Raw genomic sequence first — 24666 nt, forward strand, 5'->3', positions numbered from 1 at the left:
GGTATGAAAAAATGCAAAATGAAAACCCAATCGTAGTAGTTACTGGAGCCGGCAGCGGAATCGGACGCGCAAGTTGTATAAAGCTGGCGCAGAACGGAGCGAAAGTCGTTGCGGTCGATTTCAATCAAACAACCGGGGAAGAGACGCTTGCACTAATACAAGAACATGGTGGCGAAGGCATCTTCGTGCAAGCCGACGTATCGAAGAACGAAGACGTCGAACGGTATGTTCATCTCGCCGTCGAAACATACGGACGCATTGACGCATTTTCCAACAACGCCGGCATTCTGCAAAAGTTTTCGATGCTGTCGGACATCAACGAAGCCGAATACGACCGTATCATGGACGTCAACGTGAAGGGTGTCTTTCTCGGCTTGAAGCATGTTCTCAAAGTTATGGAGAAACAAGGATACGGTTCGATCATCAATACCGCCTCTACGGCGGGCATTCGCCCCGAACATAGCCTAGCAGCATACTCCGCGAGCAAACATGCTGTGATAGGATTGACGAAGGCGGCGGCTTTGGAATACGTGAAAAAAGGTATACGCATCAATGCGATTTGTCCAGGTGGCGTCGATACGACATTGACGCAAGCCGTTCCTTTGATGATGCAGGAGACTGGCTATGTACCGGAGGAGATCCCGAACATGCGAATGAATCGGTTTGCTGATCCCTCAGAAATAGCAGAGATGGTGGTTTTCTTGGCTTCCAACAAATCCAGCTATATGACAGGTTCAATCATTGTCGTAGACGGTGGTTTGACGCTGTAATATTGTAGTTGCTTTCTATTTTATGTGGTCGATTCTGCGGCATTCGTCTTGTGTAGAATCAATTCGATATTCAACCATAGGATTTTGCTTAAATAATCCAAAAGGAGACGAAAATGATGAACATTACATCTTCCTACGAAAATCTGGTATCAAAACTGAGCGAGGAGATCCCTGCTGTAAAAAAGAAAGGCTTCGATTTTATCGCTAAACCGATCCCTGATTCGGATGCGATTGGTGAGTTGGATCCTCGAGTTCTCCAAGTGACGTTACAAACGGCAGAAAAAATGGCTGCAGTGGCAGACCAGCCATTCGATACTTCGGATACGACGGCTTTGGTACAGGCAATGCGGGCGATGTTTGGCTGGAACAATGAGGATGTGACGAAAAGCAAAGTTGAAACCACACATATAACAATTGAGGGAACGAATGGACCGATTCCTCTGCGAATCTATACTCCTTCTAGTGAAGGGGTTCTGCCAGCGGTTGTCTTCATTCACGGCGGGGGGTTCATAGCCGGAAGTGTTGATGTCGTAGAAAATCCGTGTAAAGCATTGGCGGAAAAGGCTGGTGCCGTTGTTGTTTCCGTTGATTACCGCTTAGCTCCAGAGCATCCGTTCCCAACAGGGCTGACAGATTGTTTCGATGCCATAACATGGGTTTATGAGCATGCTGATCAAATTCGTGTGAATAGAGAGCAAATTGCCGTATCTGGAGACAGTGCAGGTGGTAATTTGTCTACGGTGTGTGCGCTAATGGATCGCGAGAAGGGAACAGGGATGATTAAGTTTCAGGCGCTTATTTATCCAACAGTGAACATGTCCGGTGTCCAAACCGAGGATTTCAATTGGAGCCTTGACCACTATGAAATTCGTAACCACGCTGAGCTAATCACTCCAATGCTTACAGCGCTCAGTGAAAATGGTAGCTCAATATTCCAGCTTTATCTGCAAAATAAGGTGGAAATCACAGATCCTCATGTTTCTCCTCTTTTATCGGATAAGTTAAACGGCATGCCGGAGACGCTGATTGCAATTGCTCAGTATGATTATTTAGCAGTAGAATGTGAAGCTTATGCAGCGAAGCTTGCACGCTGTGGCGTTCCTACGAAACTTATTCAGTACAATGGTACAGATCATGCTTTTATAGATAAAATTGGACTGTACCCGCAAGCGGAAGATTTAATGAATGAAATTGCAAAAGAGATCAAGCGATTGTTTGCATAATTTAAAATTTTGTTTGTTTTAGTATAGTGACTTTAGCCTCTAAGACCTTTGGTTTTAGAGGTTTTTATATGGGGAAATTCATTTAAAGTTATTTTATTATTCCTGGGGACGACCATCATGGTAGCAAATATCACGATCGGCGACGCATCCCTGCCTGCTGCATCCAGCACCATTGGATTAATAACAATTGCTTGCTAGCAATCCTATGCTATTTAGTAAAAGACGACAATTCGATTTCTCCTGGTTCAATACAAGGAAATCGAATTGTCATCTTTTTTTGAATACAGAAATCGTTGATGAAGGAAGTAGTTTTACATGTTGCAAAACTATAAAATATGGTTCAAGAGGGGAAGCAAATGACAATGCAATTTTCCAATCTTGGTAGAATCACATTGAATTATAACAAGGACTGGAGATTCATTCTTGATGATGAATCGGGAGCCGAGCTAGGAAATTGTCCGACGATGGATGGGGAATGCGTTAATTTGCCGCATACGCCCAGAATTCGCGCTGAGCGCGTTGATGAGGAGCGGCTGAAATGAAGCAGCGAATTGGACTTGATCTTCAAGCGATGCGGAGTGATCATCACCCTAACGTTTCATTATCCTATTAGTAAAGCGAATATTTCTGACGAAGATCCTCTCGGTGAAGTACATTGGAATCCTCTCGGATATAATGGCAAACATAGGATCGTCGCCAGCGGTCCTTGCTTCGGTTTTTGTTCGAGGAATGGATCAGCAGTTCGCTGAAGAAGAGAATGTCCCCTTTTTCCATGATCACCGGAATTTGACGAGTTGTATCCACGCCCTCCGTTTCCTCTGTCCAGGATTCATGCTCTTCCAAGTTTTTGACCGCACCGTGTGGCAGCAAGCCCAGCTTGTGGGTCCCTGGCATCACCCATAAGCATCCATTCTCCTCGTCGACCGAGTCCTCCATGGCGGTCCATGCTGCGATCATCGTCATGGGATCGTTCTTGATATAGTAATAATCCTGATGCGATGCTTGACCGGGAGACCCCGGTTCTTTATAGAAATACATGCTTTGGACACATACGGCCTCTCTGCCCATTAATTGGGCCAGCGCACCGCGAATGACCGGCAGTTTCATCAATTGGCGGGAGAAACTGTCGTGCTTATGCGGATTGAATAGCCGTACGGAAAATTTTTTGCTCTCCTCGCACCTCGCCCAATCCAGCATGGGTGATTGGTTGCGAATATCATAAATGTGTCCGTTAAAGGCGTCAATTAAATCTCCGGAGCAGCATTTCTTGAGCAAGATGTACCCGTTTTCTCTGAAGAAATCGATTTGTTCCTCACTGAGTGGTTTCAGCAGCGGCGATTTTACTAATTCCATTTCAAACTCCCCTTTATTAAAATAGGATTCTGCTTATGATTCAACATAACTTATACTCGGTAGTTCAACAATGACTGTAAGTTGCAAGTTTGTATCTGGTATTGATACGCCCTATTTATTATCATAAACTGGGGATGGAGGTGCTTAGGCAGCATGCAAGGAGTTTTGTCTTTTCCGTTTGATAATGTTCGATATGCCCATGCAGGATCCATCGTATATCCGCCTGGCGGCCGCTATGGCCCCCGAATTCAACAGGACATTCAACTCGTCTTATTGTACACGGGCGAGATGAATGTAACGATTGACGGCCGTCTGCTGCATGTGCAGCCTGGCCATGCTGTGCTGTTAAAGCCGGGTCACGAGGAAACGTTCATATTCTCCAAGACCGAAGAGACCTGGCACCGCTGGATCTCCGTGAAAGTCTCTCCGTTACCGGAAGCAGCGATCCATACGCTATACGAACTTCCAGAATTCCTGCCTCTCTCGGGAGAGATGAACTTGCTGACCGATTTGATGCTGAACATGCTGCGCAATGTCCCTCGCGATGACGCAACGATTCGCAGTCTCGGACTTGCAGCGTTGCATCTTTTTCCAACCGAAACGAAGAGGATTCTCCTTCGGCGGGAGAAACACCCCGCACTATATGCGGTGCTGACATGGATTCATGAGCATTTTGCGGAAGAAATCACACTTCGGGATTTGGCTAACCGTGCAGGTCTTTCGTCCGAGCACTTGGTGCGGTTATTCAAACAGCATGAGCAAACAACTCCAATGCACTATTTATGGAATTATCGAGTCAACCGTGCAGTGGAACTACTTACGAATACCGGATTGACCGTCTCAGAAATCGCTCATCGTTGCGGCTTTAAGACATCGAATCATTTCGCCAGATTGATCAAGCAATTAAAAGGACGGACCGCATCTGAATTCCGGCAATCATCATCGAATTTGGACACAAAAGAAGGAGTACCTCCCCGTGTTTGAATCGCAGGTTACTTCACCGCCACTTCAAACAAGGTACTCCTTTGTATATTGAGTTAGTTGGACATCTGGCCGGCACATGTATTTTGAACAAGAACGCATCGAGGACGCTGAATTATGCAGCGATGTTACTTTATTTCTATGTCTTGCTTTTAGCAGATTTTACGTACTTCAACTGCGCCACGATAATGACGCTGATGATGACGAGCAGGAACCACGAGCTGATTTTGCCAAATTCGGATGGTGTGATTACTGGAATTGGATGTGAAGTATGTGTACTACCAAGCTATCAGTCCAAGGGACTCGGCAAAGAAATGTCCATCGGAAGCGAGTATGGTTCACGATCTTATCTTCTCATTATAAACAGCCATGGATCAAAAGTGATCCATGGCTGTTTTGTCTAGTTACTTGGATTTTATTCTAAAACGAGCTGGGGGAGGGAGATTAAAGCGTTTAAAGACTTGATACATATAGTAGTGGCTAGAAAAACCGCAAGCATCGGCAATAGCTTCAGTGCTCAGAGTAGAATGATTCAGCAATTGTTTAGCTTGTGAGACCTTGTAAAGTAAAAGTTTTTCATTAAAGGTACAGCCAATATATTTTTTCATGATTCGATTGATCTGCTTAGGGCTAAGAAAAATCAGCTTGGACAAATCATCGATCGTAGGGGAAAGGTGATAGTTGTTTTCGATAAAATTCATAATACGGGACACACGGACATCGCTCTGCGGATAAGGCAAATGCGTTTGATCGAGTGTGTTGATTACTGAACGAAACAAGCTTATCACTAAAAGGAATAAAAGCGGTTGAATTTGCAAGGAAAATCCCGGGTGTTTAAGGGATGTTTCTTTGATAATGGAATCAAATAACCCAATGGCGCCATAGTTGTCTTGGAAGGTGCGAGGGTAGGTAGTAGATAGGACATTTATGAAAAATTCCGTATCTTCAGATGAATTAAAGTAGGTGGAATCCGGTGTATCCGATAAACTAATTTCACATTGCAAACAGTATTCAACCATTGGATCTATAGGATTTGACACTTGCTGGTGTGTTACGTAAGGTGCCGTGATATAAAAGTCTCCTTCTTTAAAAGAAAGTGTTGAGCCCTCGATCGACACAATGCCTTTCCCGGATTTAATCATATGAAATTCAAAGTATGTATGAAAGTGATCTTCTTTTTTCCAATCTGGTCCAGCATCTAATACGGCAGCATCTAGAACTTTTATCTGTAGTCCACTAAGGCTAATGGTGAAATTTTTAGAAGTTAGATAACTAATGATTTTAGCCATAATAGACCCTCCCCATGTCGTTATTTCTCAATCTAATGTCCCAGAGACTTAAAGACTCCTATATCAAGATTATTGTACACTAAATTCTATGATAACTCTAAAATTTGAAAGCTCATAAGATCAAGGCGGTGCGTCGAAATCCAGATAAAATATAGGAGGAACGAGCTATGCTAGAGAAATTAACCAATAGATTAAAAAATAAACATCTAACCTATCAAGAAGACCGTGCAATGACACAAATGAAGTATGCAACCCTTTTGTCAGCAAGAAAAGAGGGGGCATTTGATGATCTTATAGAAGAAGTGGAGAAGGATTTGGTAGAGGGGTATGACGCACAAGGGGCTATCACCAATGAGCTAGTACGAGAGATGGAGCAAAAACTCATGCCACTTCAAGAAGAAGCCAAGCAGTTTGAAATGTTATGTGTGGCTCATGCACATATTGATATGAATTGGCAGTGGGGCTTTGATGAAACAGTAAATGTTACTTTAGATACATTTCGAACGATGTTGCAAATCATGAGAGAGTATGATGACTTTACCTTTTCACAATCTCAAGGTTCGTTGTATAAGATTGTAGAATCCTATGATCCGGAAATGTTGGAAGAGATTAAACAAAGAGTGGTCGAAGGCAAATGGGAGATTACAGCATCTACATGGGTTGAAGCAGATAAGAACATGCCGAGTGGAGAGAGTCAAACGAGACAATTGTTATATACCAAAAAATACTTATCTCAACTGTTTAATCAGCCATTAGATTCATACAATATTGATTTTGAACCAGATACATTTGGGCATAGTATCCATACACCGGAAATTCTCACCAAAGCTGGCGTAAAGTATTACTATCATTGTAGAGGGCGAAAAGAGGGACCAACACTTTATAGATGGAGAAGTCCTTCAGGAGCTGAAATCATCGTCAACTGGGAACCCCAATTTTATAATGCGTTTATTCAATCAGACATGTGTCTGTATGTACCAGAAATGGTGGAACGAACAAATATTCCTTATGTATTAAAAGTTTATGGGGTAGGAGATCATGGGGGTGGACCAACAAGAAGAGATATTGAAAGGATCAAAGATGTTTCCAAGTGGCCAATCTATCCCAAAGTGAAATTTTCTACCTATAGAGAGTATTTTGAAATGGTTGAAAAGTATAAAGAGCAACTGCCTATTGAATATCAAGAACAGAATTTCATATGTGATGGATGCTACAGCTCTCAAAGCCGAATTAAAAAGGGCAATAAAGCTTCTGAAAATGGGTTGTACGAAGCAGAGCTCTTTAGTACATGGGCGGCTTTAACACAAGGGGCCCATTATCCAAAGCAAAGATTTGAAAAAGCTTGGCGAGCCGTATTATTTAATCAGTTCCATGATATCTTAACAGGTTCAGGGGTAGATGCCACAAGAGATTATGCCCTAGGCCTTTATCAAGAGGTTGCAGCAACAGTAAACGCCAATAAGAAAATAGCCCTTCAAAAGCTGGCTCAGCAGATTCATACATCTGATCTTGTAGTCAGTGAGGGAGATGATGAGCAATGCTTGGCTTACGGTGCCGGTGCAGGGTCTGCACAGTACGAGAATGGTACAGGAAAAACCCGAATTTATCATGTGTTTAATCCAACGATGCAGGCCCGCCAAGAAGTGATTGAATTGATGATTTGGGAATGGCAGTATGATCACGAGCGTATGTTGTTTACCAATGAAAAAGGTGAAGTCGTTACACATCAGGTATTGGAAAAAGACTTTAATCACTATTGGGGACATCATTATTTAAAAGTGGCATTAGAAGTGGATGTTCCTGCATGCGGCTATGCAACATACATTTTAACTGAACAAGCAATTGAACAGGTTAAAGTAAGTTATTGGCATGAAAAACGTATTCAAAATGAACCATGCTATACGCTTCAAAATGAGAAGATTAAAGTTATGTTTAATAGCTTAGACGGATCGATTGACTCCATGATTGATAAAGCAACCGGGAAAGAAATGATAGACGCTGCGAGAAAATCAGGGATATTTAGATTAGTAGATGAGGCCGATCATAAAGAGATTACAGATGAGGGGACAGGCATGTCTTCCTGGTTTGTTGGACGCTACAAAAATATCCAATGGATTCATCAAAATCTCGAAATCACAAGTGCCACAGGTGGATTAAGAAGCCATATCGCTTATGAGTTAGGTTTTAGAAATTCAAAGCTTAAAGTGATGATTTTGTTAGATAAAGGCAGCAGTCATCTAGACTTTAAAGTAGAATGTGATTGGCAAGAGGTGGGACGTCTGGGGAAAGGAGTACCTCAACTGCAATTTTATATACCGCTTCATGATTCATGTGCAATGTATCATTATGATGTTCCATTTGGTAGGGTTACGCGACAAGCGCTAGACATAGATCTTCCAGGGAATAACTATATCTATGGAGAAGGTAAGGACGGATCAGCAGGTGTCATGCTCATGTCCAAAGTAGGCTATGGATTTAGAGGAGCAGATAATAGTCTTACCCTTACCTTACTAAGAGGCTCTTACGATCCAGATCCATATCCAGAGTATGGAATCAATCATCTAGAATTTGGATTAGGTGTTATGCAATCGAACAATCCTAAAGTGCTAAATGACTATATCCAAAAATATAACCACCCTATGACAGTAGTAACAGGGTTAAGACAACAGGGAAAGCTTAATCCAAGACATACCTTTGTAGCATTTGAGTCTCAGACATCTGTAGTTTCTTGTATAAAAGGAGCAGAAGAAGGAGACAGAAGTTTCATCGTGCGTATTTACGAGATAGAAGGGAAAATAGACACAATCACATTGATCTGCCCCGAACAAATCAAGTATGCCTATTGGACAGATAGCAATGAACAAAAGACAGCATGTGAGGAAGAGCTAAGAGTAGAAGATACAATACTAAAGATGGTCATCCAGCCTTATCAGATAGGCACGGTAAAAATAGTGCTTGAGTAGAATAATACGATTCTAAACAAAGAAGAATCAGCAATTTGAGATTATACAATAAGGCTATACCTGAGATCATATCCGCCTTTAAAACGCTGGGAATGGGAGATCCGCTGGATTTTTATGATGCGATCATCACAGTAGGGCAAGCCTTAGTAAAGGGACAAGCTGGACCATGGGCGAGTTGGCACCAAAGCCTCATCCATGGCTATATCCTAATAAATAAAGCCATTGAAGTTATGCAAACAAATAGAACTATATACGAATGTGGTTTGAGGAGAATATGAAGTATCGTTTTCAGCTGGAATTCAGATCGTTTTTTTAAATGCATCCCATATAGGACCTCGGTTTCTCACCGCAGGTCCTTCTCTATGTCATAGGAGTTGGATCATCGGTTAGTTGACCATCAATTCAATTATGACTAGTTGACAACTGTTATCTTCCAGAACGTCAAAAAGACCGCCAACCACCTGGCCAAGTTTCAGCCGGATAGGGCGATCTTCTATTTTAGCGTTCACTGGTCTCAGGAGCATTTCAAGCTTTGATTTGATGATTGCCCGTGTTTTCGAAGCCTGTTTTTCGCTAGCGGCTGCTCTTCTTGTCCAATATAGGCGTATCAGATAAATACACGCTCGTTTGGCTGGTACCATGAAGCTCAAACATGATGATTTCATTCTCGCCGGCATGCAGGAAAGGAGCAGGGATATATAACGTTTCTTGAGGCCCTACCTCCCAGTACCTTCCGATGTTGTTTCCGTTCACGTAGGCGACGCCTTTCTTCCATCCGTCAAATTGTAAAAAAGTATCTGCAGGCTGATCAATATGGAATACGGCTTTGTAAAATGCAGGCGTTTCACTTGCTTTTTCCAACCCTTTAAAATTCAATGGGGATAAATCCTTTAATGGAAGCGGATAGATCGTCCAGTGGAATAAAAACTGTCCATTTAACCGTACGCCCTCTGTAATCCCTTTATAATCTTTTAACAACGGGCCATAATTGACTCTTCCCATATTTTCGACCAGAATTCCCAGTCTGGCACCCTGCTTCGGAATATCGATGGACAGGTCTTGCGGATTCCATCTTTCAACGGTTCCAATATATTGGTCATCCAAGAAAATCAATGCACGGTCATGTACATCTTGCAGAACGAGTTTGCAGTCCATTCTTGGCCCGCTGACCGTTGTCTCGTAATAAATAAATCCGTAATCCTGCCCCACAGCCTCCATCGGTTCCGGACAAGTCCGTTCTAGCGGGGAGACAAGCGCTTTTAACGAATCCAAGAGAGCGGCGCATTCCGTGAATCGGATTTCCCCAAACACTTTTACGGGAAGGGGGGCCGGCAAGGCTAACGGCTGCAGCGGTAAATGCTTTTCAAGGACCTTTCTTACGGCAAAATACTTGTCCGTCGGTACGCCATGCTCTGATAACAAAACGTCGTAATCATAACTCGTTATGGTAGGATCATATTTATCGCCATGATTGGCCCCGTTGTAAAAACCGAAATTCGTGCCGCCATGGAACATATAAAAATTGACGGATGCATTGCGCTGCAGCATTTGATCCAGCGTATCGGCAACATCCTCAGCGTCTCTGGTGTGATGTTCTTCTCCCCAATGATCGAACCACCCGTTCCAGAACTCCATACACATGAGGGGCTGATTCGGCTGGTATTCTTCTAGTTTGTCGAAATACTTCTCTACACCCGAACCAAAGTTAACCGTTGCAAATACGCCTTCCGTCATTCCCCCTTGAAGCATGTAATCTGTGGGTCCGTCGGAAGTAAACAGTAAACAATCGACACCTCTGCTTGTGAGGCCATCTCTTAAGTACTGCAAATATTTTTGATCGTTCCCATAGCTTCCATATTCATTTTCAATTTGCATGGCGATGATCGGACCACGGTTGGTACATAAGTGAGGAACGAGTTTAGGGATCAGTTTATCATAATAGGCATCCACTTTTTGAAGGAAATCAGGGTCATAGCAGCGCAATCTAATATTCCTGTCTTTCAACAACCAGGAAGGAAGGCCGCCAAACTCCCATTCCGCGCAAATATACGGGCTTGGGCGAATGATGACGAATAAGCCGACCTTTTGGGCAAGAGCGATGAATTGTTCAATATCGGCGATTCCTTCAAAACAAAACTCACCTTCAGCAGGCTCGTGGAGATTCCAAGGCATGTACGTTTCGACGGTATTAAATCCGCATTCTTTCAATTTGCGGAGCCGGTCCTCCCAATATTCAGGTACCACCCTAAAATAATGTATGGCTCCGGATATCAATTGAATGGGCTCCCCATTCAGAATGAATTGATTGCCACGAATCGAAAAGTCAAAGCTGCTCATGTTCAACGTCTCCTCTTTTATTTATTTCACGCTTGAAAAAGCGATCTCTCGGTAAAATTCGTCCAGTTCGATCGACTTGCCTTTTTGCAGGCGAGACTCTTCCGCAGCAAAGGCCATTAAGTGGCTGCGTAAAGATACGCTTGCGGAAGACAGACTTGAACCGCCCTCGTCGTAACGTCTGACTTCATCCAGAAAGTTTCTGACAATCTTCGTATCCCCTCCGCCATGTCCGCCAACAGGCTCAGGAAGACGAACAATGGTTTCATGCTTCGTAAGGAAGTTATACAGGGAGATGTTGTTGTCTTCCATATTTCCGCGAATCTCTCCCTTCGTCCCCATAATCTGAACGATTCTTGTCTGTTCCCTTGTAAAACCGCACATGCTGAATGTGGCCGTAACCCCGCCTTCAAACTCCATATTTACGACTTGATGATCGACCACGTTATTATCCGATCTGTAGACGCATTTCCCGTAATCGGTAGTTTGTAGCGCGGAAATAATCCCCTCATGGGTATAGTCTTCGGTAAACTTCTTCGCCCAGCCTTTGCCTGCGCCAAGATAGTATTTTCCGGCATGGAACGGGCAGTCGTTCTCCGCTGGACATCCATCAAGACAGCTCTCAGGCGCGCCTTGTGGAGCGTTGCTCTCTTTAAAATGCATTAACGAACCGTAAGAGCTTACTCGCATACAGGGTTTACCAATAATCCAGGATAGAATATCCATATCATGGCAGGATTTTTGCAGGATCATCGGGCTCGATTCTTCTTTGTTTTTCCAATTTCCGCGGACAAAACTGTGCGACATGTGCATGACTTCAACATTTTCATTCAATTGAACCGAAACGACTTCTCCGATTTGTCCATCTTGAATCATCTTTTTAACGTTGGACCAAAATTCGGTGTACCGCAATACGTGGCAAATGGTCAGCAGCCTATTCTGTTCCCGAGCCGTCTTTTCCATTTCAATGCATTCCAGTGGGTCCGGCGACATCGGCTTTTCAAGCAGAACATGGTAACCTGCCTTTAATGCGGCAATCGTCGGCTCCAAATGCATTCGATCCAATGTACAAATGATGGCGATATCGGCTCTTTGTGTACCATCCAGCAGCTCTTCCCAAGACTCGAAACCGCTGTCCTCCAAAATATGATGCTGCATCATGACCTTTTGTCGTCTTTCCGTATTTGGATCCGCAACAGCAACAATTTCAAGTTCGTGCGGATTTTCAATCGCGAAAGGGGCATAGGCACGCGCTCCTCGGTCTCCCGCACCTATTAAAACAGCAGACATTTTTTTCATATAAGCTTCCGTCCTTTCCAAATGATTCTTGATTGAATCCTTTGCAATGAAAACGCTATCATTTTACTGAAAATCAGTTTTGGTTTCAGAAGAGAGATAGCATTACGATTTTTTTGGATCCAAATTCATTGCGTTTTTTTAATATAGTATAGTTGTATTTGGATTGTCAAACGTTGTGTTTTGGATTCATTTGGAGGTATCTAAAATGCATGATTATTGGACTAAAGAGGACGCCGGTTCATTAATCCGGTATCCTAATTCGATCGTTGCATCCACCATTCCTCTTAACCAATTTGGCTCCAAACATGTTTCGATGCTTGATCATACCATAGAATCGGTCCTAAGACATATCGAGTTCGTTGATAGAATGCAGAAATCGTTGCTGAGCGACGTAGTTTTGCATACTGAATAACCATAAAATAAGGTTAGTCAGGAGGTTAGTATCGATGGAATGTACAAATCTCGGTAGAAACACATTGAATTTTAACAAGGACTGGAAGTTCGTTCTTGGGGATACATCGGGAGCCGAGCTGAGGAACATGACGGATGATGAATGGGAATGCGTTTATTTGCCGCACACGCCCAAAATTGAATCCCTTCATGTTGATCTGCACTATCAAGGTTTTTGTTGGTATCGTAAGCGCTTTACCGCAGACGAAGCATGGAAAGGAATGAAGCTGTTCATTGAATTCGAAGCGGCCATGCAGGAAGCTCATGTTTGGATCAACGGAACATTCAAGCGGATTCATAAAGGCGGTTATTTGCCGTTAATGATCGACATCACTGAGGACGTTGAATTTGGTGTGGAGAATGTGATTGCCGTCCGGCTTGATAACCGTAACAACGGAGCAATACCGCCCGGCAAGCCGCTGGAGAGTCTGGATTTTTCATATTTCGGCGGATTGTATCGTAACGTGAAGCTCCATATTACAGAGAAACTTCACGTTACGGATGCGGTATTTGCGGGGAAACAGGCGGGAGGCGGGGTCTTTGTCAAATATTTCAACGTCTCGAAAGCAGCTGCCACGGTCGAAGTTCAGACCCACGTGCGAAATGAGCACGATCATGCCAAGGATGTCACAGTCGTGACATCGATCCTGGACAAACAAGGCAGATGCGTTGGATCGGCAGAAAGCTTGATCGAGACTGTTACAGCTGGCGGGGATCACACATTTGCACAAATGATTACGCTTACAAATCCTCGGCTTTGGCACCCGGATACTCCATATTTGTACACGTTGTTGACGGAAATTATCGATGGTGACGGTCGAATGGCAGATGAACTTCTCACACGAATCGGAATCCGCACGATTTCGTTCAGCAAGTCGAACGGGTTTATGATCAACGGGGAACGACTGGTCATCCGCGGGACGAACCGCCACCAGCAATATCCTTATATCGGAAATGCGGCTTCGAACAATGCCCAATACCGCGATGCGTTGAAGTTAAAAGAAGGCGGATTCAACTTCGTACGACTTGGCCATTACCCGCAGGCTCCGGCTTTCCTGGATGCTTGTGATGAGCTCGGACTAATGACGGTTGAGCCGGTTCCCGGCTGGCAGTATTGCGAGACAGGAGAATTCTTGGAAATCGCCAAGCAAAATATCCGGGATATGATCCGCCGCGACCGGAATCATCCGTGCATGATTATGTGGGAGGTCAGTTTGAATGAAACGTACAACAAGCGGCAAGGCGCGACGGACGAATTTTTCCGCGAATGCCATCTGATTGCACATGAAGAATATCCCGGAGATCAAATGAATACATCGGGAGATACGATCGGAAGGGAAAACCCTGCCTACGTAAATTATGATGTACCGTATACGATGTGGGAAGATAGTAATTTGTCCCGACCGCTCGAGGAGGCTCTGCCTGACAAAGGAGGCTTTGACAGGGAGTACGGGGATTATGAATTTGGCGGTCATGAAAGTACAAGCCGTATACCGCGCGGCGCAGGAGAACAAAAGCTGCTGATGCAAGCGTGGAATTATCAATGGTCACTGAACCGGAACCGCGGCAACAGATGGTCGCTTGGTGACGCTTCGTGGGTTGGCATTGATCATAACCGAGGGTGCTACCCGCGGCTGTCGGAATGCGGAGCCCTGGATACATTCCGCTTGCCCAAATACGTGTATTACTTCTATCAGAGTCAGAGAAGTCCGGATGTTATACACGAACATATGGATAGCGGACCGATGGTATTCATTGCGAATGAATGGACAGAACGCGTCTCGCCGACCAAGATAGTCGTTTATTCCAATTGTGATGAAGTAGAACTGTTTGTTAACGGGAAATCGGTGAGGACACAAAAGCCTGACCAAGGACCCGACACGGAATACGGTGAACGCGTGACAGGCTATGAAGTAGATTATTGGCTGACCGACGAGGAGCAGCATAAGGGAAAAGATGGGACAACAGAGTCAGACGATGATACTGGTAACCTGCGGGTCAATCAGCATGACGGAGGAAATTGCCGCAATCTGGAGAGGGCGCCGTTTACGTTTGAAGGCGTGGCCTATGAGCCCGGGGAGCTAAAGGCCATCGGACGAATCGGTGGAATGGATAAGGCTTCGTTTGTCGTGCGTACCCCGCTTGAACCAGAAAGGCTTTCCATTCGGATAGATATGGGCGGCAAAGCACTTGCTGCAGACGGTTCCGATTTTGTCTTTGCCTATGCCGAGATCCAGGATGCCAACGGGACTATCGTAACCTCAGCGAACCACGAAGTGACTTTTGAAGTGGAAGGTTCCGCTGTCATCGTTGGTGAGAATCCGGTTCAGGCAGAAGCGGGCATTGCGACGGTATTGCTGCAATCGCGTCCGGTACCTGGAGAAGTGATTGTGACTTCCCATGCCAAAGGGTTAAACTCTGCTGTCACCCGATTCACAATCGTTTAGGAAATTCAATTTTAATAAGAGAGTAACCTTACAGGAAAGCAGGAGGTGAGGCGCTTGGCTAAACGTTTCTTTCGGCAGTGGGACCTGCAAATTATGGTAATCCCAGCGATCATCATGATTATTATATTTTCATATATCCCCATGTGGGGAGTCCTTACTGCGTTTCAGGACTATAGTCCGGCGAAAGGTTTTTTGGGAAGCGAATGGGTAGGGTTTAAGCATTTCAGGATGTTTTTTAACGCTCCGGAATTTTGGCAGATCATGCGGAACACGATTGTAATCAGTTTTTTGAAGCTGTTCATTGCGTTTCCTGCGCCAATCATTCTGGCATTGATGCTAAATGAGGTGAAAAACGCAGCATTCAAGAGGTTCGTGCAGACGGTCAGTTATTTGCCCCATTTCATTTCGTGGGTTATCGTATCGGGATTTGTCATCTCCTTATTGTCGGTTGATAACGGCAGTATGAACATCCTGCTGCAGAAGCTTAACCTCATCGATGAGCCTGTTCATTGGTTATCGATTCCCGAGTATTTCTGGGGCATTCTGATCACGTCAGGGATCTGGAAAGATATTGGTTTCGGCGCGATCGTCTATTTGGCGGCCATTGCGGGAGTCGATCCCAGCATGTACGAAGCGGCTTCGATTGATGGCGCCGGCCGGATGCGGAAGCTGGTATCCATCACTATTCCGTCCATAGCGCCAGTGATTATTATTTTCCTCATTTTGCAGGTTGGACAAATATTGAATGCGGGGTTTGAAGAGATATTGCTGCTTACCAATCAGGGGCAGAACGTCGTATTAAGGCCGGTGTCGGAAACGATCGATACGTATGTCTATCGAGTTGGGATCGAGAACTACCGTTTCTCCTATGCGACGGCGGCTGGTTTGTTCAAGGGCTTGATCAGTGTCGGACTGCTTGTGATCGCTAACTGGATTGCCAGAAAACTGGGGGACTCCAGCTTATGGTAAACGGCTTCAAGAAAGGAGGCAGCTTGTGAAACGCTCACTCGAAGATCATACTATCGATATTGTGGTATACACATGCTTGTTGTTGCTTGCCGTAGTCACTTTGTATCCATTCTGGAATACTTTGGTTATTTCCTTGAATACCGGAAACGATACGGCGGCTGGGGGCATTACCATTTGGCCGAGAGATTTTACATTGGAAAACTACAAATATGTGTTCAAGGACGACCGATTAATCAACGCTTTCTGGATCACGGTTGCAAGAACGGTTACGGGAACCTTCCTGTCGATTCTTTTTACCTCCATGTTTGCCTATGCAATGTCCCGACGCGGATTGATCGGCAAAAAGTTCTATATGATCCTGTGCGTTATTACGATGTACTTTAGCGGCGGTCTCATTCCGAGTTATCTGTTAATTAAGGACCTGCATTTGATGAATACCTTCTGGGTTATGATTATACCCGGTATCATCAGCGTCTGGAATATGATCATCTTCCGAACCTTTTTTATGGGACTCCCGGACGGACTGGAGGAATCGGCCAGAATCGACGGGTGCAATCACATTAATACTTTTTTCAGGATTGTGTTGCCGGTGTCAGGACCGGTCATCGCTACACTATCGCTGTTCACCGCGGTAGGCCATTGGAATTCGTGGTTTGACGCATCAATCTATATTTCGAATCAAGACCTACTGCCATTGCAAGTTGTTCTCAACCAGACCATACAATCGATTTTGTCATTTGAAGCCTCAACGCAGATCAGTGCGACCAAACAGGAATTTCTGCAGAACGCGCAGAGTGTCACGCATAAATCTGTCGTGATGGCGACCACGATGGTAGCAACCATTCCGATTGTGATGGTATATCCTTTTGTGCAGAAGTATTTTGTTAAAGGAGTACTTGTCGGGTCATTGAAAGAATAGGGAGATGTTATACGCTGATAGGTGATAACATAAAAAAAGATTGTACGAGAGGGGTAATCGATGCAATGAACAAGAAAAAATGGCTGACCGGTTTGATGGTCGCGGTTCTATCTGTCAGTACATTGATCGCTGGCTGCGGAAGTGGGGAAGACGAAAACAAAACCACAGTAGGCAATGGAAATGCCGGGGAATCTGCAAAAGACCAACCGCTAGAGTTTACGATGTACAACTTTGATGACGGATGGCAGCCTGCTCCTTGGGGAGAGACGGTTACCACGAAGTGGATTCAGGAAAACAAGAAGGTATCCATCAATTATCTTCCAACGAATGGTAACGCCAAACAAAGGTTCAACGCTATGTATGCCAGCGGTGAGCTGCCAGACGTGATTGCGCTTGGACCAGGGCCCGAGCTGGATCGATTGATCAGTGAAGGCCAATTGGTGGAGCTTGATCCGTATCTCGACAAATATCCGAACCTGAAGAAGTCTGCTGGCGACCAGATTATCAATATTAACCGTTCGGAAGACGGCAAGCTGTATGTCTTTCCGGAATGGTATGTTGGTGGCGATCATATGAACGGGAACGGCGGTTGGGCGATTAACCGGAAAATCTATAAAGAAATGGGCTCCCCGAAGCTGGAGACGTTAACTGAATTAGAGAGCTATCTGCGTGCGGTGAAAGAAAAATATCCGAATGTAATCCCGCTTGAAGTCGGCGGTCCATACGATATCAAGATGATGTATTCCGCGTTTAAAGAAAACGGCACGCCGTATTTTGTGGACAGAATGTTCTATCCAGAAGGCAACACGTTAAAACCAATTACGGAAGACCCTGCTTTCAAAGAGTTTATGCTGTTTGCCAGTCGAATGTATCGCGACAAGCTGATGACTCAGGATGTATTCACTCAAAAGGCCGATCAAATGATAGAGAAGCTGAGCCAAGGGAAAGTGGCTGTTTCCATCAATTCGAACTTATCGGGCAGAGCGCGCGTTCCGAACTCTACTCTCCGCGCCCAAGATCCTGAGGCAGGATACGAATTTATTTGGCCAATTCACAAAGAGGATTTAGACAAGAACAAAATTTATCCTAACTACACCGGCAGAGAAGGCGGCGGCAAAATCGTCATTACGAATAATGCGAAAGATCCTGAACGTATTTTCGAATATCTGGATTGGGCTACTAGCAACGAGGGACAGGCGATTCTCTGGTTTGGACCTCCGGGATTCCTGTGGGATGAAAAAGACGAGAACGGGATTCCAATCCCTAACGAGAAATACAAAACGATGGACAAAGCTGAACTGGATAAGCTGCACATATCCGACAATATGATGGCTGGAAATGCAACCTGGGTCGATCTGGCCAAAGTAGCCAGAGAAAGCCTTCTTCCTGAGGAGCAGCGGGATTTCCAAACGACGCAGCAGGTAAACGTCGCTTGGAAGACGTCTATGGATATTACAGCCTTTGCGAATACAGACCCGCAAGGGGATTCTGAAGAAGGCATTATTCTGCAGTCGGTGACGGATATGTTTGATCAAGCGTTCTCCACCATGATTTATGCCAAGAGTGACGAGGAAGTTGAGTCTATACTGACGAAGACGAATGAAGACATGCAAAATCTTGGTTTCCCTAAAGTACTCGAATATGTCCAGAAGAAGTGGCAGGATAATCAAAATAAAATGAACGACAAATAACTTCAGGTTTGCCGGATGTAAGAGTATGATTGCCGGATGTAAGAGTATACTTTTTAGAGTATACTCTATATCTTTTTACAAGGACTGATTGCCATGTATAACGTATTGCTAGTGGATGATGAACAGTTGGATTTGGAAGTATTGCAGCGATTTATGCCTTGGGAACAGCTTGATATGACGATTGTTGGAGCTGTGCACGGGGGAGGGGCCGCCTTGAACCTGTTGCGGGAACAGCACGTGGATATCCTGATCACCGACATCCAAATGCCGATTATGTCCGGGTTGGAGCTTGCCGAGCAGGCCAGAAGCTTGTTGCCCCATTTAAAAATAATTTTTATAAGCGGTCATGAGGATTTCCAATATGCCAAAAGAGCGATTTCGATGAACGCCAGCTCTTATATTCTTAAGCCTGTGGATGATCAAGAGCTTCTGAACACGCTGCAGCTTGTCAGAGAGCAATTGAAGTACGAACGGGAACAAATGAAGAAGGAAGAGCAAATGGACTCATCGATTCCGCTCCTCCAGAATGAAATGATGTATCAATGGCTCCGGGGAACGATTGAATATAACACCCTCTATAGACTATATGAGAGTGCCGGAATTTTCTGGCATGGCGGACAATGCTGCGTTGCCATTATCGAAATGGATGACATGGCCTGGAAATTGAAGGCGTTTTCAGATGATCAGCGGAAATTCGCCATCGATCATGGATTTCGGTTGATCAGCGATTATCTTCAAGACCGGAAGCTGGGAATATATTGCAAAACGGGAGATGACAAGGTTGTCATCGTCATCAACGCTGCAGGGCTCAATGCTGCGGAGTCGATGCAGTCCTTGGTTGAACATGTCCGCAGCCATTCCAACTTGACGATTACGGTTGGACTGGGCTCGGAGGTTGACTCCCTTCAAGACGCCCCTGAATCCTACCTGCAAGCCCGCGAGGCGCTTGCAACGAAAATGTTTATCGGCAAATGCCGGGTAATTACGCTGGAGCAAACGGCGGGCGAGATCGTTCAAACATCGTTGGATCTGGAGCAAATCATGGAACGAATGTTTGCGGCCACCGCGAATTACGACCTTGTGCGCATTCACGACAGCTTGGAACAGCTCTTCGAATTGGTGCAGAGCCTGAAGGACAAGTTGTCTGTTTACAATTTTGCGTTATATGTGGTTTCGAAAACGGATTTTTTCCTGCAGTCGCTGAACGTCAGTCTGTATGACCTATTAAGCATAGAGCTAAAAAATTTGAACTTGCTTTACGATTTTGAGACGATTGCCGACATTAAGTCGTGGCTGCGCAAGCAATTGTTTGAGGTTTCCGAGCATCTGCATAACAAAAAGAAAAATCCGAACCGGAAGCTGATTGACGAAATTGAACGATACGTTGAAGCGAATCTGGAGACATCGCTGCAGCTGCGGAATGTAGCCAAGCTGTTCGGCTTTTCGCCCAACTATTTGGGTTATTTGTTTAAAGAGGTGACCGATGAACATTTCAGTGATTTCGTAACGAAGAAACGGATGGAGAAAGCGCGGGAGTTGCTCCAGGACCCGAAGTTGAAAATATTTGAGGCGGCACACCGGGTAGGTTATCAGAATCTGACCATGTTCAGCAGGCATTTCAAGCAGAGTTTCGGTCTTCCGCCAGTCGATTATCGTAAGCAAGGCAGTGGTCATAAATGAAACGGTTCTCCTTCAGGTTCAAACTAATGGCCTCTTATATGCTGCTGGTTATCGTGCCCGTCATTTCAATTGGTTATTATGCTTATTATACTTCCGTACAATATGTGAAAGAACAGACGATCCAAAATGTGAAAGGCACGTTAAAGCAGGCTAGCGATAACATCGAGGGAAGAATGAAAACGGTGGAGCAGGTCGATAATCAGCTTTATCTCGATCAGTCGCTGCAGCGGGCATTAAGTAAACGGCTCGAGCCCTTGGAAAGCTATCGGACCGTCACTCAAAACATCATTCCAAAGCTGGAATCAGCATTGAATTTGTCATCGAACAACGTCGTGATTGATTTGTTTTTGCATAACGAAGCCTTGCCGGAAATCTATGATACAGAAACCGGCGAGGACCCGCTCTTGCAAGGCAAACGGTATAATCTTACTCATTATCAACGAGCCGAGCATCTGGATTGGGTGAAAAGGTTTGATGAAATGGCTGTGGAATCCTTGTGGATGCAGGTTGATTCGGATTCGAAGTTCGGTAATGTTTCTTGGCTTAGAAAGATGATGGATTTTCAAACCATCAAGGCGATTGGTATTATGCGGATTACCGTCAAAATGGACGATTTATTCGGAAACCTGAATTACAGTAATAGCGGGGACGGCATCCCTGGATATTTCGCCGTGATCAACGAGCAGAACGAAACGGTATACGAGAACAGGAGCAATCCGCTCCCTGAGGATTGGCAAGCTGAGGCGGAAGCTTATATGCAAATTCATGAGCCTATCGAAGGCATAAACTGGCGGATTATGGCGCTTGTTCCGCTTCAGGAGCTGGAACAAGCTGCACAGAAAGTAAAAAATGTGACGCTGCTCATCTGCGTTGCGAGTTTTTTGGTACTCGTGGCGATCGGCGCGATGGTTTCCGATACATTTTCGAAGCAAATCCACAGGATTTCCCGTTCCCTCCGAGCATTTCAGGAAGGGAATTTTGCGAAGCGGATCCAATACTCCGGCTCCGATGAGTTTGCGCAAATTGCCACTGCATTCAATGAGATGGCGGAGAATATAGAAGACCTGATTCAGGAGGTCTACATCAGCAACTTGCAGAAAAAAGAAGCCGAGCTGGATGCGCTTCAGGCTCAAATTAAACCGCATTTTTTGTACAATACGTTATCATCGATCAGTAGGCTTGCGCGTTTAGGCGAAACGGAGAAGCTGCACCAAATGGTTAGCGAGCTGGCAACGTTCTACCGTCTGACCTTGAACCAGGGAAGAACGATCATTCCGATTCGCGAGGAAATCCAGCAGGTCCGATCGTACATCGGCATTCAAAAGATTAAGCATGTCGACAGGCTTGATGTAAGCTTTGACATTCAATACTCTGTCTTGGAATACGATACGGTGAAGCTGATTTTGCAGCCGTTTGTTGAAAACGCCCTGGAACATGCCATGTCTGAAGAGCCCCTTCACATCCGGATCGTCGCTTATCAGGAAGAAGGGACCATCGTGATGAAAGTTATCGATAACGGAGTCGGTATGAGTGAGGAAACGATAAGTAAAATATTGGGGTACAAGGATCAAAGCGTTGGTTACGGGATCCGAAATGTAAATGAGCGGATCAAGCTGCAATTCGGAGAATCGTTCGGCGTCACGATGGAGAGCGAATTGGGTTTAGGAACGACGGTTCGTATCGTCATTCCGTTATATCGGGAGTTATCAGTTACAAGGTGAACTACCCACCACCTGCATTTTAGCTGCGGGGTTCTAAGGTAATCGTACCTATCGGCACTAGATTAACTTAGCTATCAAAAAATTGGAGGTACTATTAACGATGAGAAGAGAAGTTACAGATCCTACAACTCCCATAATTATTCCTACAAATGGATGGATTGCTGACAATGGAAATGGTACCTATACCAATCCGATTATGTGGGGTGACTATCCGGATAATGATATTATAAGAGTTGGTGACACATACTATATGTCTTCAACAAGTATGCATTTATTTCCAGGGTGTCCAATTATGAGTTCAAAAGATTTAGTCAATTGGGAATATGAAAGTTATGCTGTTGATCGAATGGAAGGTGACCCATACGATCTTATCCATGGCGATGTTTATGATGAAGGTCCATGGGCAACGAGTTTAAGATATCATAACAGTAAATTTCACCTTATGTTTAATATCAATGGAGATGCTGCATATGTAAGTATTGCAGATCGGGCAAAGGGACCTTGGACATTGTATAAACTGGAAGACGAACTTTATGATCCAGGATTATTGTTTGACGATGATGGGAAAATCTATGTCGTACATGGACAAGGAGAACTCTATCTTAGTGAGCTTGCGATCATGGATGAAGCAACTGGCCGACTATCTATCATATCAAAGAGAGAACCAGGTGCCAAAAGAAACGGTAAGAAGATATATGCTTATCCGTGTTCCGGTCATCCTTACCATGGGTATAATGAAGGCGCTCATGTATATAAAATAGATGGCCGCTACTATATTCTAACTACGCCGATTTGGAAGCATGGTTCAAAAAAAGAAGTTGCCATTAGAACAAAGGATTTAGCAAACGGACCTTATGAAGTTGAGGATATTATGGCAAGCTTTATGAATTTCTGGGGTAACGGCATCCATCAAGGGGGGATTGTCGATGTTCCTCAGGAAGATGGTTCTTCAGAATGGTGGGCGATTATATTCCAAGATCGATCGAAGCTTGGTAGAGTACCTACCCTTCAGCCCGTGACATGGAAGAATGGCTGGCCGTACATGGGGCAGGTCGATGGCGAAAAAGCTGTTGCTACACATAGAAAGCCTAATATCTCCAATTTGGAGTATGTTGAACCCAAGGGGCCTCCAACTTCGGATGACTTTAGCACGAATACGTTAGGGTTGCAGTGGCAATGGAATCACAATCCGGATAACAGGAAATGGAGTCTTGAAGAAAGACCAGGGTTTATGAGACTTCATACTTCAAGCGTAACGGATAACTTAACCTATGCAAGGAATACGCTTACACAGCGGGTCGTTGGACCAGATTGTATAGGGATGGTTAAGTTAGATGTGGGTCATATGGCCGATGGTGATTTCGCAGGTCTATGTTTAATGCAAAAAAACTTTACTTTCATTGGGATCAAAAATGAAGAGGGTCATAAATCTATACTTATCAATGATAATGCGACTGAACATGTATGCGTGAATATATCTGCAGGCATGAAGGACGTATGGTTAAGGGCTGAGATTCCAAGACATGAGTATAGAATGGAGTTTTCATATAGTTTAGACGGTATCCATTTTACACGACTTGGCGGAAGATACGATATGCACTATGGAACCTATGTAGGAATGAGGTTCGGTATTTTCAACTATGCAACAACGAATCTTGGCGGATATGTAGATGTAGATTCCTTTGAATTAACAACGACTGAAAATCAAGGTAACCTCTTTGGCATAAATAGAAAAATTGATGCTGAGCGTTACGACGATCAAAAGTTTGTTTCAGATAAGGAGCTGCAAATCAACTCAATAACAGAATGGACAAACGATGATGTAAACAGTGGATATGATCTAAGTATATCTAATCTAAAAGACGGAGATTGGTTGCAATATGATCAAGTGGATTTTGGTGCTGGTGATGCAGCATGGTTTAATGCACGAGTAGCAAGTTCATTAACCGGAGGTACGATTGAGGTAAGGCTTGATCGCATTGATGGCGATTTAATAAGCACACTTCATATTTCAAATACAGGCGATATAAATAAATATGTAAATGCTAAGAGTGACCTTACAAAAAAAGTTTCTGGGAAACAAAAGGTATACCTTGTGTTTCATGGCGCGAGTCAAAATATGTGCAAACTTAATTGGTTTATGTTTGGTTCCGGAGAATTTCCTCAAATCCCTCCCGTTCCGGAAAATTTGACGGTTGTGGGTGAGAATGAATCCATTCTAAATATGAAATGGGATGATTCTCCAGGAGCACTGCAATACGACCTGATGTTCGATGGCAGCGTTATAAGTAATGCTGCTAGTGATTTCTCACAAACTGGTCTCGCACCGCGCTCCAGCCATACTGTAAAGGTAAGGGCTAAAAACTTTGCTGGTTATAGTGAATGGAGTGATGAAGTTACAACCGTAAACCATTGATCAGGCCTTATCTTTTGGGCTGCTAGACCCGATCCACCGGCGGACGTTCCATGGACAATTTAATGATAACCAGAGTAACTTCATGTACTTGCGAAACTTGAGATTATATCTTAATGAAATAAAAATAGACTTTTTAGGGTACCTCGTACGTCTTACATATA

16 protein-coding genes and 1 pseudogene are annotated in these 24666 nt (G+C 44.4%); 12 read left to right on the forward strand and 5 right to left on the reverse strand.

Annotation, left to right across the window (positions count from 1 at the left end):
* The first annotated feature begins 11 nt into the window (after positions 1-11).
* The 3 genes from CRG97_RS11925 to CRG97_RS11935 all read left to right on the forward strand — a co-directional run bounded on the left by CRG97_RS11925 (position 12) and on the right by CRG97_RS11935 (position 2535).
* Entirely contained in the window at positions 12-770 is a 759-nt protein-coding gene (locus tag CRG97_RS11925; protein WP_098743148.1) for an SDR family NAD(P)-dependent oxidoreductase, read from the forward strand.
* A gap of 116 nt (positions 771-886) precedes the next feature.
* Positions 887-1993, forward strand: coding sequence for an alpha/beta hydrolase (locus CRG97_RS11930; protein WP_098743149.1), 1107 nt, complete (start codon positions 887-889; stop codon positions 1991-1993).
* 356 nt (positions 1994-2349) lie between these two features.
* A complete protein-coding gene (locus tag CRG97_RS11935) occupies positions 2350-2535 on the forward strand; it encodes a hypothetical protein (protein WP_098743150.1) in 186 nt (61 codons plus the stop codon).
* A 67-nt stretch (positions 2536-2602) separates the two neighbouring features.
* Here the strand turns inward: CRG97_RS11935 and CRG97_RS11940 are convergent, their stop codons facing one another.
* On the reverse strand, positions 2603-3346 hold the full coding sequence (locus CRG97_RS11940) for a phytanoyl-CoA dioxygenase family protein (protein ID WP_098743151.1): 744 nt from the start codon (positions 3344-3346) through the stop codon (positions 2603-2605).
* Positions 3347-3499: 153 nt separating this feature from the next.
* Between CRG97_RS11940 and CRG97_RS11945 the strand changes: the two genes are divergently transcribed.
* Positions 3500-4330, forward strand: coding sequence for an AraC family transcriptional regulator (locus tag CRG97_RS11945; protein ID WP_098743152.1), 831 nt, complete (start codon positions 3500-3502; stop codon positions 4328-4330).
* 136 nt (positions 4331-4466) lie between these two features.
* Here the strand turns inward: CRG97_RS11945 and CRG97_RS33565 are convergent.
* Positions 4467-4559: pseudogene (locus CRG97_RS33565) on the reverse strand (DUF817 domain-containing protein); the annotation flags it as partial.
* 172 nt (positions 4560-4731) lie between these two features.
* Complete coding sequence (locus tag CRG97_RS11955; RefSeq protein ID WP_098743153.1) at positions 4732-5616, reverse strand: AraC family transcriptional regulator; 885 nt, start codon at positions 5614-5616, stop codon at positions 4732-4734.
* 167 nt (positions 5617-5783) lie between these two features.
* On the opposite strand from CRG97_RS11955, the gene CRG97_RS11960 reads away from it, so the two are divergent.
* Positions 5784-8579: a glycoside hydrolase family 38 N-terminal domain-containing protein gene (locus tag CRG97_RS11960; protein WP_098743154.1), complete on the forward strand. Its 2796-nt coding sequence runs from the start codon at positions 5784-5786 to the stop codon at positions 8577-8579.
* Between the two features lie 573 nt (positions 8580-9152).
* On the opposite strand, the gene CRG97_RS11970 is transcribed toward CRG97_RS11960, so the two are convergent.
* On the reverse strand, positions 9153-10916 hold the full coding sequence (locus CRG97_RS11970) for a glycoside hydrolase family 35 protein (RefSeq protein WP_098743155.1): 1764 nt from the start codon (positions 10914-10916) through the stop codon (positions 9153-9155).
* A gap of 21 nt (positions 10917-10937) precedes the next feature.
* Positions 10938-12212: a Gfo/Idh/MocA family protein gene (locus tag CRG97_RS11975; protein ID WP_098743156.1), complete on the reverse strand. Its 1275-nt coding sequence runs from the start codon at positions 12210-12212 to the stop codon at positions 10938-10940.
* Positions 12213-12658: 446 nt separating this feature from the next.
* On the opposite strand from CRG97_RS11975, the gene CRG97_RS11985 reads away from it, so the two are divergent.
* The 7 genes from CRG97_RS11985 to CRG97_RS12015 all read left to right on the forward strand — a co-directional run bounded on the left by CRG97_RS11985 (position 12659) and on the right by CRG97_RS12015 (position 24505).
* On the forward strand, positions 12659-15109 hold the full coding sequence (locus CRG97_RS11985; protein WP_098743158.1) for a glycoside hydrolase family 2 protein: 2451 nt from the start codon (positions 12659-12661) through the stop codon (positions 15107-15109).
* Between the two features lie 93 nt (positions 15110-15202).
* Positions 15203-16078 carry an ABC transporter permease gene (locus CRG97_RS11990; protein WP_237566369.1) on the forward strand — a complete coding sequence of 292 codons (876 nt, stop codon included), beginning with the start codon at positions 15203-15205 and terminating at the stop codon, positions 16076-16078.
* 25 nt (positions 16079-16103) lie between these two features.
* Complete coding sequence (locus CRG97_RS11995; RefSeq protein WP_076321069.1) at positions 16104-16997, forward strand: carbohydrate ABC transporter permease; 894 nt, start codon at positions 16104-16106, stop codon at positions 16995-16997.
* 65 nt (positions 16998-17062) lie between these two features.
* A complete protein-coding gene (locus CRG97_RS12000) occupies positions 17063-18688 on the forward strand; it encodes an extracellular solute-binding protein (protein WP_098743159.1) in 1626 nt (541 codons plus the stop codon).
* 93 nt (positions 18689-18781) lie between these two features.
* Positions 18782-20368 (forward strand): response regulator, encoded by a 1587-nt coding sequence (locus tag CRG97_RS12005; RefSeq protein ID WP_098743160.1) that lies wholly within the window; start codon positions 18782-18784, stop codon positions 20366-20368.
* Between the two features lie 26 nt (positions 20369-20394).
* Positions 20395-22089, forward strand: a complete 1695-nt coding sequence (locus CRG97_RS12010) for a sensor histidine kinase (RefSeq protein WP_161952924.1) — start codon at positions 20395-20397, stop codon at positions 22087-22089.
* A gap of 100 nt (positions 22090-22189) precedes the next feature.
* Positions 22190-24505, forward strand: a complete 2316-nt coding sequence (locus CRG97_RS12015; protein ID WP_098743162.1) for a family 43 glycosylhydrolase — start codon at positions 22190-22192, stop codon at positions 24503-24505.
* Positions 24506-24666 lie beyond the last annotated feature (161 nt).

The organism is Paenibacillus sp. EZ-K15 (genome assembly GCF_002573715.1).
Lineage (GTDB): Bacteria > Bacillota > Bacilli > Paenibacillales > Paenibacillaceae > Paenibacillus_AQ.